Genomic DNA, 15,780 nt, shown 5'->3' on the forward strand with positions numbered 1-15,780 from the left:
TGTTTGGCTTGTAGGTCATAATTCTAGCATCATAAGCGATCGCCCCAAGTGGTTTAAATGTGCGTTTTGTTTTCTTGTCCAAGGTATACGCATCAGAAACTTTGGCAATAGATCGTATCAGCATTTGAGAAGAAAGCTTAAAGGTGGCTCTGAGGGGATGATACACTTGGTGGTGCAATTTGACTTTGTTGAAAATCTTTTCTTGCCATGCCACCTCAGAAATGGCACCACAAGCAGCATTAGCTTCCTTGATGGTTTGAAGGAGCAATGCAGCCTGCTTATCGGTAGGCAAAAGCTTGATTTTCAGAGTCATTTTCATAATGTAAAGTTCGAAAAATTAATATCCGATTATAGATTAAAAAAAGAAAAGTTATTAACAAAGGGGATCACTGCTTTCCTCCCATCCACTACAGATCAATGGGTTTCCGCAGTATGTTTATGAAGATCATTTTAAAATATACGTTCCAATGGTTTTTAACAGTAATATACTATAAAGCTTATGGTTATAACGGGGTCTCTTTAACTAGAACTATCACTACTGACAGAGCTCAACAGGTCGCTTACATAACTGTTAGAAATAGTATTGCTGGCCTACTATTACTTCTACTTTTTCATGCCGCATTAATTGTTTTGGGACCATGTTTTTTCAACGCCGAGAGAACCTTAGACGGTAATCTTTTCGCAGTACCTGTCACAGTACTGTTTTTACTTACCTATGGTTATTTAGCCAAGAAATATCTTAAGCCTATTTTTAAAGATATAATGCCTTTAGGGAGTTCAATAGAAGAATTTAAAAAAATGAATTACACTTTTTTGGCAATAAGATTCCTGCTTCCTCTGCTGTTTATCGGATTTTTACTTTCTGGAAGTTATTTCATTGGACAGATAGAAAAATTAGCGTGCTAAAATATTAAGAACCAAGAAGCTAGTCCACGATCTTTTAGAACCGGTAAGGCAATTATCGTTTCTTATTTTTATTGCGCCTATTGTAGTTTATATCGCCTTTGGTTTTTGGCTTTTTATACTTCTGTTTTACAATCCGCTTATAGGATCCTCCTTGGTTGGTTTTTCTGTTTTTTTCTTTCTTTTGGTGAAAACTAGCTCCAGGGGTATCAGCATCGTTTACTTTATGCGGATTATCGGGCTCCACTGTTCTTGGTTGTTCTTCTGGAGTAAGTTTTGTAGAAATTTCTACACCCTTAGGAAAAGCTTCTTCAGAAATCTCCATTTTCATTAAGGTCTCAATGGCTTTTTTATCATCCATTTCTTTTTCCGTATAAAATAAAATAGCGCTTCCTTGTTCTTCTGCTCTACCCGTTCTTCCGATACGGTGCATATAATTTTCAGGAAAATGAGGAGTGTCAAAATTTATAACATGTGATATTTTATCCAAATCAAGGCCACGAGCCATGACATCAGTAGTTACCAAGATCCTATGCTCCCCTTGATCGAATGACTCTATTGACCGCAATCGATAATTTTGGGTTTTATTAGCGTGGATAACCGATATTTCACCATCGAATGCTGCTTCTAATGTATTAAAGACCAAATCAGCACTTTTTTTATTACCTACAAACACCAATACCTTTTGATAGGTATCTTTTTGATTTAACAAATGTGATAATAAATTAATTTTGGTATAAAAATTAGGTACATTATAACAATGCTGCGAGATATTCTCAAGTGGGGTACCACTCACGGCAACAGAAACTTTTTCTGTTCCTCTGAAGAAATCGTTTATCAGGGTTTCTATTTCATCAGTCATTGTAGCCGAAAACATGATATTTTGCCTACGTTCTGGCAAAAGTTCGAAGATATTGTTCAACTGAAATCTAAAACCAAGATCCAACATCACATCCACTTCATCGATCACTAGTTTTTTAATCGCTTTTAATTGAAGAGCTCTACTGATTACCAAATCGTACAGTCTTCCTGGTGTTGCCACGACAATATCGGTTCCTTGAGCCAAGGCTTCTTTTTGTCGGTTTATATTTGTACCACCATATACACCTGCCACTCGAATATTCAAATATTTACTAAATTTTTCAATCTCATCAACAACCTGAACTACAAGTTCACGTGTTGGGACCATAACAAGAACTCTAGGGTTTACTTGTTTTGAAAACTTTAATTGCTGGAGAATAGGCAGCATATAGGCAAATGTCTTTCCTGTTCCCGTTTGAGCGATTCCAATAATATCAGTTCCAGACATGACTACTGGAAATGATTTTTCCTGGATAGGCGTTGGATTTTCAAATCCTAAATCTTCAATTGCGTAGCGTAATTGATTGGATATATTAAATTCGTCGAAGGATGCCATCTGAGATTTGCTTATATGAAGCAACAAAGGTACAACCTTAGCTGATTTATATTTCTTTTAGAAACGTAAAAATATATCCAATCACTTTTTAACCCCATCTATTCCCTTATTCTTAACTCTAAATAATAGTGTGAACGTATACTAATCCTTAAAATCGAGGCGTTCCAAATACTGATCAGTAGTTACTGGAGTTTGGTTATACACCAGTGTCCAACCTAGAGAATTAGTGAGTACATAAAATTTAGACATTTCAGTCAACAATCTATTTTGTGCATTTTCTTTAAGGCCCGACTCATCCACCTTCTTTGCAATTTCAGCAGTGACTTCTCTTTTAATCTTATTTATATCCTGGGCATCAAATGGATTTAAGTAATCACCAGAGGTATTGTAGTATTCAATATCAGGCGATATTTTAACCTCTGCTTCAGGAATCTTGGTAATATAGAGCGTTCTATTTTCCTGATCCACCTCGAAGGTAACTTTGCTAAGGTCATAGGCCACACTGACTTCTGCATTGACCACTACCAAAGCTCGTTTTTTAGTAGTGAGTAAATTGGCAAATATTTTTTCCGATTGCTCGTAGTTAAATACTTGAGAAAAATGCCCCTCGGTTACCACCAATTTACTGACGTTATTGACCTGTTTTTGAATCAGTGCTGTGCTCTGTTTTAAATACTCCAACCGTTCTTGATAGCTTTTATACAACTGGAACATCCAAAGTAAAAACAGGGTTATACAGATTCCAAATAAGACTTTTCGCATAGCTATTAAAATTGCATATGGGGGTATTTTTCAGAAATATACGCAATTTTTTGTTGAAGTTTTTCCTTAAACGCCAAGTACTGTGCACCATTTGGATTAAATGGTCGATGCGCTAAACCACTTTGAATCTTATCCACCTTTTCCATAACCTGATTAGTTTCAGGATCTAGCCAAGAGAACGAAAATAGTTCCCATAAATAGTTGATAGCGGTAGGAGTCAGATGTATCATATCCTCACCATAGAAACGGTAGTCCCTTAATTGGTCCATAACAATTTCATAGGAAGGAAAATAGTTGTTCCTGTGATCACCCTTAGTCTCTATACATTGATGAACAGCTGCGATCAAATGGGCCTTACTTCGCTGGTTTTCTACAAAACCATCCTTTAAGTGTCTAATGGGTGAGACTGTAATAATTATAGTTACATCAGGATTTACTGTCCTAACAACCTTTATCACATTTTGTAAACTATCATGAATCTCATCTAAGGTACTAAGGCGCTTTCGAAAATGATCCTGGGGTAGCTTATGACAATTAGCGACAATGGTTTGTGACTCCAAATGCTCGTATCCCCAAGAAGTTCCAAGTGTAATTACAAGATGAGTAACCTCTTTTATTTCCTCATGTTGCTGGGCTATTTTCTGATTTAACCTACTGAGCAAACGCTCCTTATCGGTATCAGAATAGTTAGAATGCACCTGCAAAGATTGCCAACGTTCTTGATGCCAAAACAATTCATTTTCGGTAAAAAGTGTTCCTTGGGTAATTCGAGTGATGATACCCTCAATAGCCTTTGGATGAAATAAAATACCTAAAGGGTTCGACTTACTCTGGAATTTAAAATACGCCAGCTTCTCCCCAATATTGTCAACAAAGCAAGACCCTATAAGCAGTACCTTTGATTGGTAGTCAATCAAAGGCAGCTGCTGTTTTAAAGGGATATGCGTTTGTAAATTCATAAACCATCAACTTATCATGCCTGGATATACGATTTTGCTTTTTTAAGTGCTTCTGGAATTCCAGCAGCATTTTTACCACCAGCCGTTGCAAAGAATGGCTGGCCTCCCCCACCACCTTGAATGAGTTTGCCTAACTCTCTAACAATAGTCCCAGCATTTAGATCTCTATCCTTAACCAGGTCCTTAGAAATATAGCAACTCAACATTGCTTTTCCATTATGATTCGAACCAAATAGCAAAAATAAGTTGTCATATTCCGAACCTAATTCAAAAGCTAAATCCTTAATGCTTCCTTGATCTAAATCTACTTCTGTAGCTAAAAACTCAACTCCATTAATGGACTCTAGGGACATTTTTAATTCTGTTTTTAGCCCTTTCGCCTTGTCTTTCAACAATTGCTCTACCTGCTTTTTTAAAGCAGCGTTTTCCTCTTGCAATGTCATTACCGCTTTTAAAGGATCAGCAGAATTCCCCTTTAAAGCATCTTTGACCCTTTGGAAAGTTTCACTCTGAGTGGTAAAGTATTCCTGTGCTGTATCATATGTAATAGCCTCTATCCTTCGTACTCCTGCAGCGACTGCTCCTTCTGAGGTTATTATAAAATGCCAGATATCTCTGGTGTTTTTTACATGCGTTCCTCCACAAAGTTCAATACTATCACCGAACTTAATAGTTCTTACCACATCACCGTACTTCTCACCAAAGAGTGCCATAGCACCATTTTCAATAGCTAGATGATAAGGCGTTTGTCTATTTTCCTCTAAAGGTAAATGCTCTTTGATACGCGCATTGACAAAATCAGCTACTGCCGAGAGCTCTTCACTGGTCAATTTGCTAAAATGAGAAAAGTCAAACCTCAAATAACCACTACGAACCATACTACCCTTTTGTTCCACATGATCCCCTAGAACACTTCTCAGTGCTTGGTGTAATAAATGTGTTGCTGAGTGGTTAGCCGAAGAACGTTCCCGTTGATTGGAATCCACCACCGCAGTGAAGGTTTCGTATAGGTTTTCTGGAAGGTGTTTTGCTAGGTGAATAATCAAATTATTCTCCTTTTTGGTATCCACGATGTAGACCAAATCCCCATTGGATGATTGAAGGTATCCTTTGTCTCCAACCTGCCCACCACCCTCAGCATAGAAGGGCGTAATATTAAACACCAATTGGTACATGGTACCTTCTTTTTTACTCTCTACTTTTCGATAACGAGTAAGTTTTACTGGAGTCTTTAAAAGATCGTACCCAACAAACTCCTCTACAGGATCATCTATGAGAATTTCCCAATCTCCTGTCTCTACTTTAGTGGCTGCTCTAGACCTATTTTTTTGTTTCTCTAGAGCTGCTTTAAATCCTTCTTGATCAAGAGTATACCCTTTCTCTTGCAAAATCAGGGCTGTCAAATCTATTGGAAAACCAAAAGTATCGTAAAGCTCAAACGCCTTATCTCCTGGGATCTCAGATCCCTTATTCTCTTTGATAACAGTATCCAATAGCAAAAGACCTTGAGCTAGTGTACGCAAAAAGGAATTTTCTTCCTCTTTGATCACATTATATATAATGTTTTTTTGTTTCTTAAGTTCAGGAAAGAACTCTTGCATCTGTTTACTTAGTGTATCCACTAATTTGTAAATAAAAGCCTCTTTTTGATTTAAAAAGGTGAATCCATAACGAATAGCCCTTCTGAGAATTCTTCGAATCACATATCCAGCCCCAGTATTACTAGGAAGCTGACCATCGGCAATAGCAAAAGCCACGGCTCTAACGTGATCGGCAATAACTCTAATAGCAATGTCGGTCTGTTCATTTACCCCGTACTCTGATGAAGTGATCGTTTCAATCTCTCTAATTATTGGAGTAAAAACATCTGTATCGTAATTACTTGTTTTACCTTGTAGGACCATCGATAGACGCTCAAAGCCCATTCCAGTATCTACATGCTGCTCGGCAAGCTTCTCTAAAGCTCCATCTGCTTTTCGGTTGAATTCAATAAAAACCAAATTCCAGATTTCTACCACCTGAGGGTGATCCATATTTACAAGAGATGCTCCAGGGATCTCAGCACGCTGCTCAGCTGATCTTATATCCACATGGATTTCAGAAGAAGGACCACAAGGCCCTTGATCTCCCATCTCCCAAAAGTTATCTTTTTTATTTCCTAGAATAATGCGATCCTCAGCAACGATAGCCTTCCAAAAATCATAAGCCTCTTGATCCAATGGTAATCCATCAGAATCAGAACCTTCAAACACAGTCACATAGATGATATCCTTGTCAATACCATAAACCTCAGTTAATAGTTCCCAAGCCCAGCTAATAGCCTCTTTTTTAAAGTAATCGCCAAAACTCCAGTTCCCCAACATCTCAAACATAGTATGGTGATAGGTGTCCTTTCCAACTTCCTCCAAATCGTTGTGTTTTCCACTAACTCTCAAACATTTTTGAGTATCCGTTACTCGCTTGGATTTGGGAGCTTTATTCCCAAGAAAATATTCTTTGAATTGATTCATCCCAGCATTGGTAAACATCAGGGTTGGATCATCTTTAATTACCATAGGTGCCGATGGTACTATGGCATGTTCTTTTTCATTAAAAAAATCTAAAAATTTTTTCCGGATATCTCTCGATTTTATCATTAAATCTTAACTTTTACTAAAAATTATACTCGGCTTAAAAACAATTTATATATTTGTCCGTTACTCAACAAAGCACAACGACCATTTCATATGGCAAAAATAGAACTTTTAAACTAATGTCGAAGGTTAAATATTATTACGATTCCGAAACTTTATCCTACAGAAGGATAGAACCTAAGAAAGGAAAAAAAGCCCTTAACATCAGTTTGTTTTTTGTGGCTGCCTTTCTCTTTGGAGGAATCTGTTTACTGATATTATTAAACACGAGCCTTGTTAGTACCCCAAAAGAACTCTCCCAAGCACGCGAATTAAGAAATTACGAGTTTCAATTTGAGCTGTTGAACAAAAAAATGGCTCAAGTAGAACAAGTACTAGAAAATATAGAAGACAGGGACAACAATATATACCGTGTCTATTTTGAGGCAAACCCAATCCCAAATGAACAACGAACTGCTGGATTTGGAGGGGTAAATCGCTACAAACACCTAGAAGGATTTAATCAATCTGATTTAATTATCGGCGCCACGCAAAAATTGGAAAAACTTCAAAAGCGCCTTGTAATCCAATCCAAGTCACTTGATGAAATAACAGAACTTGCTAAAGCGAAAGAAGAGTTACTTGCGGCAATCCCTGCCATTCAACCTATCAGCAATGAAAACTTAACACGAATGGCATCTGGTTACGGATGGCGTTCTGATCCATTTACTAAGGTTAGAAAAATGCATTACGGAATGGATTTTACCGCACCAAGAGGAACACCTGTATATGCCACTGGAGACGGTGTTATTGCTCGTGCTGATAACAACTCCTCTGGTTATGGAGAACATATTAGAATCGATCACGGTTTTGGATACCTAAGCCTCTATGGGCATTTAAGTAAATACAATGTTCGAAAAGGACAACGCGTAAAACGTGGTGATCTCATTGGATTTGTGGGCAGCACGGGAAGATCCCAGGCTCCACATTGCCACTACGAAGTCTGGAAAGACGGACAACGAATCGATCCTATTAACTTCTATTACGGCTCCTTATCAGCCAGTGAATACGAAGCCTTATTACATGCTGCATCCCAAGAAAACCAATCACTTGACTAATAATGCATATCGATCTTCCTGATAAATTGTATTACAGTATTGGAGAGGTGGCTAAAGCCTTTGATGTAAACACTTCTCTTATACGTTTCTGGGATAAAGAATTTGACATTCTAAAGCCAAAGAAAAACGCCAAGGGTAACAGAAGGTTTACTCAAGAGGACGTGAAAAACTTAGAGCTTATCTACCATTTGGTAAAGGAGCGTGGTTTTACACTTGAAGGAGCAAAAACGCATCTGAAAGAACAAAAGAAAAAAACACTTTCAAATTTTGAGATTATTCGTAAATTAGAAGCAATCAAGGCTGAGCTATTTAAAATAAAAGAACAATTATAGTATTTTTGCCCTCAGTATTGTAACAAACTCTATGTTTTAGATACTCATAACTTAAGAACAACACTAATACATCAACAACATGAAAAAGTGGATTATTGCCCTTATTGTACTTGTGGTCATCGGATTTGGACTATACAACTGGGCCGTAGGCTTTAACAACACAGCGATAAGCCTTAATGAAAACGTAGCACAAAGTTGGGGAAATGTACAAACTGCGTATCAACGTAGAAATGACCTGATCGGAAATCTAGTGAACACCGTAAAAGGTGCTGCAGATTTCGAGAGAAACACCCTTACTGATGTTATTGAAGCACGTGCAAAAGCAACTTCAGTAAACATCAATCCAGAAAACATTTCTGCCGAGCAGTTACAACAGTTCAACCAGGCTCAAGGTGGTTTAAGCAGTGCATTAAGTCGTTTACTAGTGAGTGTGGAACGCTATCCCGAACTCAAAGCCAATCAAAATTTTCTAAAGTTGCAGGATGAACTGACTTCGACGGAAAATACCATACAAACGGCAAGAATTCGCTACAATGAGGCAATTAACCCTTACAACAATCATGTCAAGAGATTCCCAAACTCTATTTTAGCAGGAATCTTTGGTTTTGAAGGTAAACCTTATTTCGATTCGGAAGCAGGAGCAGATCAACCAGTTGAGGTAGATTTCAATTTCGACGATAAAGAAAATTAAAACATACGGCTGCTCCTTTAAAAGAGCAGCTTTTTTCATTTTTTTAAAGTGAATATTTCATAGAATCAAAATACCAAGAAATGAAGTCGTCCAATGTAGAACAGTTATTGAGCCAGCAGGAAGAACAAGACGTAATTGAGGCCATCCGAAATGCAGAAAGAGAAACCTCTGGAGAAATACGCGTACATATCGAATCTTCATCTGGAGAACTAAGTCCTTTAAAAAGGGCCTCAGAGGTATTTCATTATCTTAAAATGGACAATACAGCCGAGCGCAATGGCGTTCTAATATATGTGGCAGCCAAAGACAAAACCTTTGCCATATATGGTGATAAAGGAATCAACAAAGTGGTTCCAAAGAACTTTTGGGAAACCACCAAAGACACAATCCAAAACCATTTTAGGCATAAAAATTTTAAACTCGGTCTCACTCAGGGCATTCAAAAAGCAGGTGAAGAACTCAAAGAACATTTCCCATGGCAACATGATGATGTCAATGAACTCCCAGACCAAATTTCTAAAAACTAGCATCTTGAAAATAAAGCAGCAGCTGTTATTCATATTATTATTTATTGGAAGTTTTCAGATTCCATCCCTATTTGCACAGTTTGATGTTCCAGAAAAACCTGCAACGCAAACCAGTGTGTATGATTTTGCGAACCTTTTATCTGAGTCGGAAAAATCGGCTCTTGAACAAAAGTTGATTAATTATTCTGATACAACCAGCACGCAGATAGTTATAGCAACAACAAAAACCATCAATGGTGAAAACATCGGTCTTTTAACCCCAAGATGGGCGCAAGAATGGGGAATCGGTCAATCCAAGGAAGACAATGGCGTATTTATCCTATTAGCAGAAAAAGAACGTAACATTTGGATCTCACCAGGCTATGGTTTAGAGCATCTATTAACAGCTGGCATCAATGGGGAGATCGTTAGAAATATCATCATTCCAGAATTTAAAAAAGGCGATTACTACGCCGGACTAAATAAAGGAACAAATGCACTAATGGATTTGTTTAGCGGCAGCTATCAAGGCAGCCCACAACCCAAATCCAGACCATCTGGTTCGTCAGGTGTTGGTTTCTTATTCATTTTAATCATCTTTATCGTTATCATTATTATTCTATCTAGAAACCGCAACAATCGAGGCGGAAACAGTGGTGGCCGAAGAGGAATTGACCTTTTAGATATCATTATCCTTAGCAATCTAGGAAGAGGTGGCACCGGAGGCTTTGGTGGCTCAGGCGGAGGATTTGGTGGAGGTGGTTTCGGCGGCGGCTTCGGTGGTGGCTTTGGCGGTGGTGGATTCAGCGGTGGAGGAGCTGGAGGTAGCTGGTAAAATTAAATGCCAAAAACCTTTAAGTTAATTGTTGTGCTTGTCAAAAAACGACTTTATAGCCTCTGTATACTCCCTAGTCGCTCCTAAGTTTAGGTTATGAGCAGCATTTGGGACAATCCTAAGTACTTTATTATCCGTTGGCACCCCTGTTAGCGCATCATAGATCATTCGGCCTTGATTTACCCCAATAGCATAATCAAACTCACCCTGTAGAACCAATACAGGTTTTTCTATCACTGAAATATCGTCTATGATATTTAAATGATTATAGGCATAGGTGTTTCGAAAAACCCTATTTACGTATTCGAATTTGGCCATAGCCGAATCAAATAATTCCATACTATACCCAGCCCGCTTGTAATAAGCGGTATCTTTCCCGAGTTCAATTGCTTTTTTATGAGCATCTTTATTAGCCCAATAAGCATTGAAACCTAATTCTTTGGGATAGGCATGCTTTAGAAGGTTCATATCGTTGAAAAATTCATTAAAACCGCTTTGCTCAATTTCAATTAATTTATCCAAAATGGCTGTATAACGCGCTTTACTGCTAGAATCCTTGGCCTTTCTAAGAAATTCTTCGGCAAGCACTCTTTCCTTTTCAATAAGGGCCAAAATTGGATACATCCCATCAGCCTTCCCACTTATACAAGCAAAGGAATTTATCTTTTCTTGGTGATCTATCATATACAACAGTCCTAAAGTTCCACCCCAGGAAGAACCTAGTAAATTAATGTCTTTTGAACCATAGCGATTCTTTAAGCTATCTACCACAACATCCAAATCCGTGACAAACTGCTGCATATTAAGCATTGTAGAGTCCTTAGCTATCTCAGATTTCCCACTCCCCCTTTGATCCAAATATGCAATAAGATACTCACCCTCTAAAAATTCTTTATAAGTTTCTCGTGCAAAACCTGAAAACCCTCCAGGGCCACCATGAAGATTGATAATCAGAGGACCATCAGCATTTCCAGCTAAGCGTACATATAACTTAGAGTCTTTGATGGGTATAAAAAAATCGGTATCTATTTGCCGATCATTTTGACAAGAAGTATGCAAAAAAACTACAGCGAGCATAGTACTTAAATGAAGTAATAATTTACTAGTTTTCATGGTGTTTTGTTTTGGCCGTTCGCTCCTGCATTACTAGAGCTTTTGGCTAATAATTGATCCTTTAAAAAGTATTCTTTGCATTTGGTACGAATCACTTAATAACCTATAAGTAAGGCAAAAGCACCTTTGGTCGTATTAAAGATGCCCAAAATAACAAAAAAACCATAAATAACTGATATACAACTTATTTAATTAAATGACAACCGCATTTCATTTTGCAATTAACAGCCGCAAAACTAAGAAAGAGCGTGTTGTTCTTCACCCCTTGCCTCCAAGAAAAACATTAAAAAGATTATCTAATTATGTACATTCTCCCTCCTGAATCTGGCTTACCTTTACCTCCGAACTTATCAAATTTAATGGTTACACTAGCCATAAAATAGCGCTGAAGCACGGTACTCTGGTAATCCTGAATATAATCTGCTCCTGTGGTTCTTGCGCTGTTGTTATTTTGATTTAACAAATCATAAGCTAGCACTTTAAAGAGTAGTTTATCTTTTAGGAATTGTGCTCCTAGACTCATATTCCAAAACAAAACATCCTTATCATAGCCTGAAGATACATTGCCATTATAAGTATAATTAAAATCATTTCCCCAAACAATGTTTTCTGGCCAATAGGTGGTTGCTCTTAAGGATGCTCTATGGGATATAAAGTTTTGATCCTCACTGGTATCAAGAGAATATTTGGTATTGTTATAAGTCAGCCCGTAGTTTGGCTCAATCTCCACAATTTCAGCAAAATTAAATCCGACTCCTATTCTAGGAGAAACAGATAACCTTTTAGTAGTCAGTTTACTATCATTGACAAAGCTGACATCATTATTATAATTGATATTCGGGTCAAAGTTTATTTTAATAGTATAAGTACTATCTTTTTTGATTTGTTTAGAATATCCCACACCTGCGTAGAAGCTATAGTTACCATCTACATTGTCAAAGGTAGTTGTTCTTAAAAGGTCCTCATCAATACTAGTTACCCGAACCACTTTATCCTCCTGGATCTGAGCGCCCATATATATAAAGAATCCCGTTCTATCCTTCCAGTTAAAATTATTTAAGTTAAGATTGAATCTGTGGCTCTGCTCCAACCCCAAGTCAGGATTTCCGGTCACCACATTTAAGGGGTTTGAGATGTTTCTAACAGGCTGTAATTCTCCAACAGAAGGAGCATTTACATCAGAGCCATACCGCAATCGAAGGTTTAAATTCTTGTTGAATTTATACTGAGCCATACCCTCAAAATTCAAATTCTCATAATTGCGATCAAAAGTTCCCGTGTGCAAGAAATCATTATTAGAAAGATCCGTTAACACATAATTTGCTTGAAATCTAAAACGAAACTTCTCCCCTTCCTTACGAATACCTAATGAAGGACGCTGTTGCTTTGTATCAAACTCATAGTTGGTACTTAAGGTTTCATTAAACAATCCATACTCCCCATTTGAACCATCGAGATCGTAAACAGAGTTTTCATTGATTTGTGAACTAGTATTAAAGGAATATCCAAAATCCAAAAAGTATGACTTTGATAAAGGCTGTCTATACCCTAGATCAACACTGTAGTTATCATGCTTATTATCTGAATAATTCATTTGATTTAAGGTTTCTTCGCTTGGCTGATCCCCAAAGATTTCTCGTGTGGACACAAAGTTTGATTCGTTTTCATTAATGGAGTTTGAGTTCCTAAAAGTAAGACGTACAAACTTACCTAGAGTGTCCAACTTTTTCAATACATCAATTCTATTACTAAAACTCCGTTGCATTCCATCACTCACCGTTGATCGCTCATTGCTGTTGGAAAGATTTCCCTCTAAATCAGTTGAAGTGGTCGTACTCTGATCATACGAATTCGTACGATTTACACTCAGTACTGGTTCCACAGAGATTCGAAGGGTCTTATCAACATCAAACTCAAATTCACCTGCTCCTCTATTGGAATTAGTGCTCCCATCGAATCGAGATTCACTGTCGGTAAAAAAACTTCCTTCTGGAAGGATATTCTCCCTGGAGGTTTTTTGATTGTTATACGAATCGCTATAGGCAAAAAAGTAATTTGCTCCTATTTCATAGGCGCCTTTCTTGGCGTTGGCATAACTTGCTCCAGCTGTGGAGGAAGTTGTAATACCCCTTCCAAAATTATTAATCAAACCCGTACTACTAGCGAAGGAATACCCTCCCCTAGAGTTTCCAACCATATCGTAGATCTCATCAAAGGAGAATCCAGCATTGTTTATATTATTGGATCCCACAAGCACACTAATACGTTCCTTGTTGTTGAAATAATTGACAATTCCATTTACTTGATAGCGATCATCTGTACCATATCCAGCAGCCAAACGTCCTAAATAACCCTTATTTTTATCTTCCTTTATCGTTAGGTTAATCGTCTTAGTTTCCCCATCGCCTTCTTCACCAGTAAATTCTTGAGTTTTGGTCTTACTATCTGTTATTTGAATTTTATCAATAATTTCTTTAGGTAAACTTTTGGTAGCTACTTTCGGGTCAGAACTAAAAAATTCCTGACCGTTCACCAATACCTTATCAACCTCCTTACCATTGACAGTAATGGTACCGTCGGTATCAATTTCTATTCCTGGCAACTTTTTCAAAACATCTTCCACATTGGAGTCAGGACGAGTTTTAAAAGAATCTGCATTAAACTCCAAAGTATCCTTTTTAATCACTAGTGGAATGCGTTCACCTACTACACTAACACCCTCAAGTTGTTCTGCTTGAAGCTCCAAAGCTACAGATCCTATAGCGATCTTCTTTTGATCCAGCTTAAGTAATCGTACATTGGGTTTATACCCATTATAGGTTATAAATAAATTTACAGCATCGCTACTAGAGCGCGCATCGAGAACGAAGTCCCCGTTTTGATCCGTTATGGTATAAGCTACCATCGAACTATCTCTTACAGACTCCACATAAACTGTCGAAGCCTCTAAGGGTTCTTGGGTATCTCTGTCGATAACTTTACCTGTAATTTCATATTCTTGCGCAGAAACGCAAAGACCTATAAGCAGGAATAGGAAAAATAATTTTGATTGATGCATGGTAATAGTTTTATCCAAAATAAGATAAATACCCAGACATTTAATGGTGATTTTTACTTTTTAATAAGACTTTAACAAGTTTACTATTTCTTTCTAAAGTAAACTTGGACAGGAACACCATTAAAATCAAAATTACTTCGAAGTTTATTCTCTATAAACCTTCTATAAGGCTCCTTAACATACTGTGGCAAATTTGCAAAAAATGCAAACTGAGGGGTTGGTGTTGGTAGCTGTGTACAGAACTTAATTTTCACATACTTTCCTTTCTGTGCAGGTGGAGGTGTGCCAGCGATAATGGGCAACATAACATCGTTTAGTTGTGAGGTACTAATTCGCTTGGTTTTATTTTTATACACTTCAACGGCCGTTTCTATGGCTTTATAAATACGTTGTTTGGAAAGTGAAGAAATAAAGACAATTGGAACATCAGTAAAAGGTTCTATTTGTTTTCTGATATAGGTCTCGAATTCTTTAACCGTATTGGTTTGTTTCTCCACAAGATCCCATTTATTAACCAAGATTACAATCCCTTTTCTATTTCGTTCGGCAAGCCAAAAGATATTCAAATCCTGACCTTCAAAACCACGGGTTGCATCTAAGACTAAAAGACAAACATCACTGTGTTCAATAGCACGTACCGAGCGCATAACAGTGTAAAACTCTAAATCTTCTTTTACTTTGGCTTTCCTACGAATACCCGCAGTATCTACAAGATTAAATTCAAATCCAAATCGATTGTATTTGGTATCTACACTATCTCGCGTGGTTCCAGCGATGTCCGTTACAATATAACGATCCTCCCCTAACAGGGCATTTATAAAGGATGATTTTCCAGCATTAGGACGTCCTACTACTGCAAATCTTGGAAGCTCATCCTCGATAGCACCTTCATCCTCAGGTAAGGCCTCCACAACAGCGTCTAACAATTCACCTGTCCCGCTCCCGTTAATACTAGAGATGGTATAATAATCTCCAAGACCTAGGGCATAAAACTCCGCAGCATCAGCAACTCTCATAGCGCTATCTACTTTATTTACAGCCATAAATATTGGTTTGTCTACTTGTCGAAGTAATTGGGCAACTTCCTCATCCATTCCAGTGACCCCAGTAGCCACATCAACTACAAATATGATGGCATCCGCTTCATCCAAAGCAAGTTCTACCTGTTTATCGATTTCTTGTTCAAATATATCGTCACTACCTACTACATACCCACCAGTGTCAATAACAGAGAACTCACGACCATTCCAGTCAGTTTTCCCGTAATGTCGGTCACGAGTTACCCCACTGATTTCATCAACGATAGCATCTCTACGCTTAATCAATCGGTTAAACAAAGTCGATTTCCCAACATTTGGCCTCCCTACTATGGCTACAATAGCACTCATACTTATAATTTTATTGGGCAAAGGTAATTCTATTTTTTTATTTTTTAGTTGAAGAATTTATAAACCAGAGCGTAAAACCCATTGAT

At 37.7% G+C, this 15,780-nt stretch carries 14 protein-coding genes; 6 read left to right on the forward strand and 8 right to left on the reverse strand.

Going from position 1 to position 15,780, the window contains the following annotated elements; translation table 11 throughout:
• The coding region (locus I215_RS14975) for a transposase (protein ID WP_008992834.1) at positions 1-319 on the reverse strand (319 nt) is incomplete at its 3' end.
• Between the two features lie 119 nt (positions 320-438).
• Here I215_RS14975 and I215_RS14980 point away from each other — a divergent pair.
• Positions 439-906 (forward strand): hypothetical protein, encoded by a 468-nt coding sequence (locus I215_RS14980; RefSeq protein ID WP_156800298.1) that lies wholly within the window; start codon positions 439-441, stop codon positions 904-906.
• 52 nt (positions 907-958) lie between these two features.
• Here the strand turns inward: I215_RS14980 and I215_RS14985 are convergent, their stop codons facing one another.
• The 4 genes from I215_RS14985 to alaS form a co-directional block, all read right to left on the reverse strand.
• A complete protein-coding gene (locus I215_RS14985) occupies positions 959-2,320 on the reverse strand; it encodes a DEAD/DEAH box helicase (RefSeq protein ID WP_008992836.1) in 1,362 nt (453 codons plus the stop codon).
• 141 nt (positions 2,321-2,461) lie between these two features.
• On the reverse strand, positions 2,462-3,082 hold the full coding sequence (locus I215_RS14990) for a DUF4230 domain-containing protein (RefSeq protein ID WP_008992837.1): 621 nt from the start codon (positions 3,080-3,082) through the stop codon (positions 2,462-2,464).
• A gap of 5 nt (positions 3,083-3,087) precedes the next feature.
• Complete coding sequence (locus tag I215_RS14995; protein WP_008992838.1) at positions 3,088-4,041, reverse strand: GSCFA domain-containing protein; 954 nt, start codon at positions 4,039-4,041, stop codon at positions 3,088-3,090.
• A 14-nt stretch (positions 4,042-4,055) separates the two neighbouring features.
• Positions 4,056-6,677 carry an alanine--tRNA ligase gene (alaS, locus tag I215_RS15000; protein WP_008992839.1) on the reverse strand — a complete coding sequence of 874 codons (2,622 nt, stop codon included), beginning with the start codon at positions 6,675-6,677 and terminating at the stop codon, positions 4,056-4,058.
• Positions 6,678-6,793: 116 nt separating this feature from the next.
• Between alaS and I215_RS15005 the strand changes: the two genes are divergently transcribed.
• The 5 genes from I215_RS15005 to I215_RS15025 all read left to right on the forward strand — a co-directional run bounded on the left by I215_RS15005 (position 6,794) and on the right by I215_RS15025 (position 10,135).
• Positions 6,794-7,771 carry a M23 family metallopeptidase gene (locus tag I215_RS15005; protein WP_008992840.1) on the forward strand — a complete coding sequence of 326 codons (978 nt, stop codon included), beginning with the start codon at positions 6,794-6,796 and terminating at the stop codon, positions 7,769-7,771.
• Between the two features lie 2 nt (positions 7,772-7,773).
• Positions 7,774-8,103: a MerR family transcriptional regulator gene (locus tag I215_RS15010; protein ID WP_008992841.1), complete on the forward strand. Its 330-nt coding sequence runs from the start codon at positions 7,774-7,776 to the stop codon at positions 8,101-8,103.
• A gap of 79 nt (positions 8,104-8,182) precedes the next feature.
• On the forward strand, positions 8,183-8,794 hold the full coding sequence (locus I215_RS15015; protein WP_008992842.1) for a LemA family protein: 612 nt from the start codon (positions 8,183-8,185) through the stop codon (positions 8,792-8,794).
• A gap of 80 nt (positions 8,795-8,874) precedes the next feature.
• Positions 8,875-9,321, forward strand: coding sequence for a TPM domain-containing protein (locus tag I215_RS15020; protein WP_008992843.1), 447 nt, complete (start codon positions 8,875-8,877; stop codon positions 9,319-9,321).
• Positions 9,290-10,135, forward strand: a complete 846-nt coding sequence (locus I215_RS15025; protein WP_008992844.1) for a TPM domain-containing protein — start codon at positions 9,290-9,292, stop codon at positions 10,133-10,135. Before I215_RS15020 ends, I215_RS15025 begins: the two co-directional genes overlap by 32 nt.
• A gap of 24 nt (positions 10,136-10,159) precedes the next feature.
• Here I215_RS15025 and I215_RS15030 read toward each other — a convergent pair whose 3' ends face one another.
• From I215_RS15030 to der, 3 genes are all read right to left on the reverse strand, one after another.
• The gene (locus I215_RS15030) at positions 10,160-11,248 is read right to left on the reverse strand and encodes an alpha/beta fold hydrolase (RefSeq protein ID WP_083852525.1); all 1,089 of its coding nucleotides are present in this window, start codon (positions 11,246-11,248) and stop codon (positions 10,160-10,162) included.
• A 292-nt stretch (positions 11,249-11,540) separates the two neighbouring features.
• Positions 11,541-14,306 carry an outer membrane beta-barrel protein gene (locus tag I215_RS15035; protein ID WP_008992846.1) on the reverse strand — a complete coding sequence of 922 codons (2,766 nt, stop codon included), beginning with the start codon at positions 14,304-14,306 and terminating at the stop codon, positions 11,541-11,543.
• 83 nt (positions 14,307-14,389) lie between these two features.
• Positions 14,390-15,694 carry a ribosome biogenesis GTPase Der gene (der, locus tag I215_RS15040; RefSeq protein WP_008992847.1) on the reverse strand — a complete coding sequence of 435 codons (1,305 nt, stop codon included), beginning with the start codon at positions 15,692-15,694 and terminating at the stop codon, positions 14,390-14,392.
• Positions 15,695-15,780: the final 86 nt, after the last annotated feature.

It is taken from the genome of Galbibacter marinus (assembly GCF_000300875.1).
GTDB lineage: Bacteria > Bacteroidota > Bacteroidia > Flavobacteriales > Flavobacteriaceae > Galbibacter > Galbibacter marinus.

Coding starts and splice junctions, on each gene's coding strand:
- der (WP_008992847.1), bottom strand. CDS start 15,694: ATGAGTGCTATTGTAGCCATAGTAGGGAGGCCAAATGTTGGGAAATCG.
- I215_RS14990 (WP_008992837.1), bottom strand. CDS start 3,082: ATGCGAAAAGTCTTATTTGGAATCTGTATAACCCTGTTTTTACTTTGG.
- I215_RS15020 (WP_008992843.1), top strand. CDS start 8,875: ATGAAGTCGTCCAATGTAGAACAGTTATTGAGCCAGCAGGAAGAACAA.
- I215_RS15035 (WP_008992846.1), bottom strand. CDS start 14,306: ATGCATCAATCAAAATTATTTTTCCTATTCCTGCTTATAGGTCTTTGC.
- I215_RS14980 (WP_156800298.1), top strand. CDS start 439: ATGAAGATCATTTTAAAATATACGTTCCAATGGTTTTTAACAGTAATA.
- I215_RS14985 (WP_008992836.1), bottom strand. CDS start 2,320: ATGGCATCCTTCGACGAATTTAATATATCCAATCAATTACGCTACGCA.
- I215_RS15025 (WP_008992844.1), top strand. CDS start 9,290: ATGAACTCCCAGACCAAATTTCTAAAAACTAGCATCTTGAAAATAAAG.
- I215_RS14995 (WP_008992838.1), bottom strand. CDS start 4,041: ATGAATTTACAAACGCATATCCCTTTAAAACAGCAGCTGCCTTTGATT.
- I215_RS15005 (WP_008992840.1), top strand. CDS start 6,794: ATGTCGAAGGTTAAATATTATTACGATTCCGAAACTTTATCCTACAGA.
- I215_RS15030 (WP_083852525.1), bottom strand. CDS start 11,248: ATGAAAACTAGTAAATTATTACTTCATTTAAGTACTATGCTCGCTGTA.
- I215_RS15015 (WP_008992842.1), top strand. CDS start 8,183: ATGAAAAAGTGGATTATTGCCCTTATTGTACTTGTGGTCATCGGATTT.
- alaS (WP_008992839.1), bottom strand. CDS start 6,677: ATGATAAAATCGAGAGATATCCGGAAAAAATTTTTAGATTTTTTTAAT.
- I215_RS15010 (WP_008992841.1), top strand. CDS start 7,774: ATGCATATCGATCTTCCTGATAAATTGTATTACAGTATTGGAGAGGTG.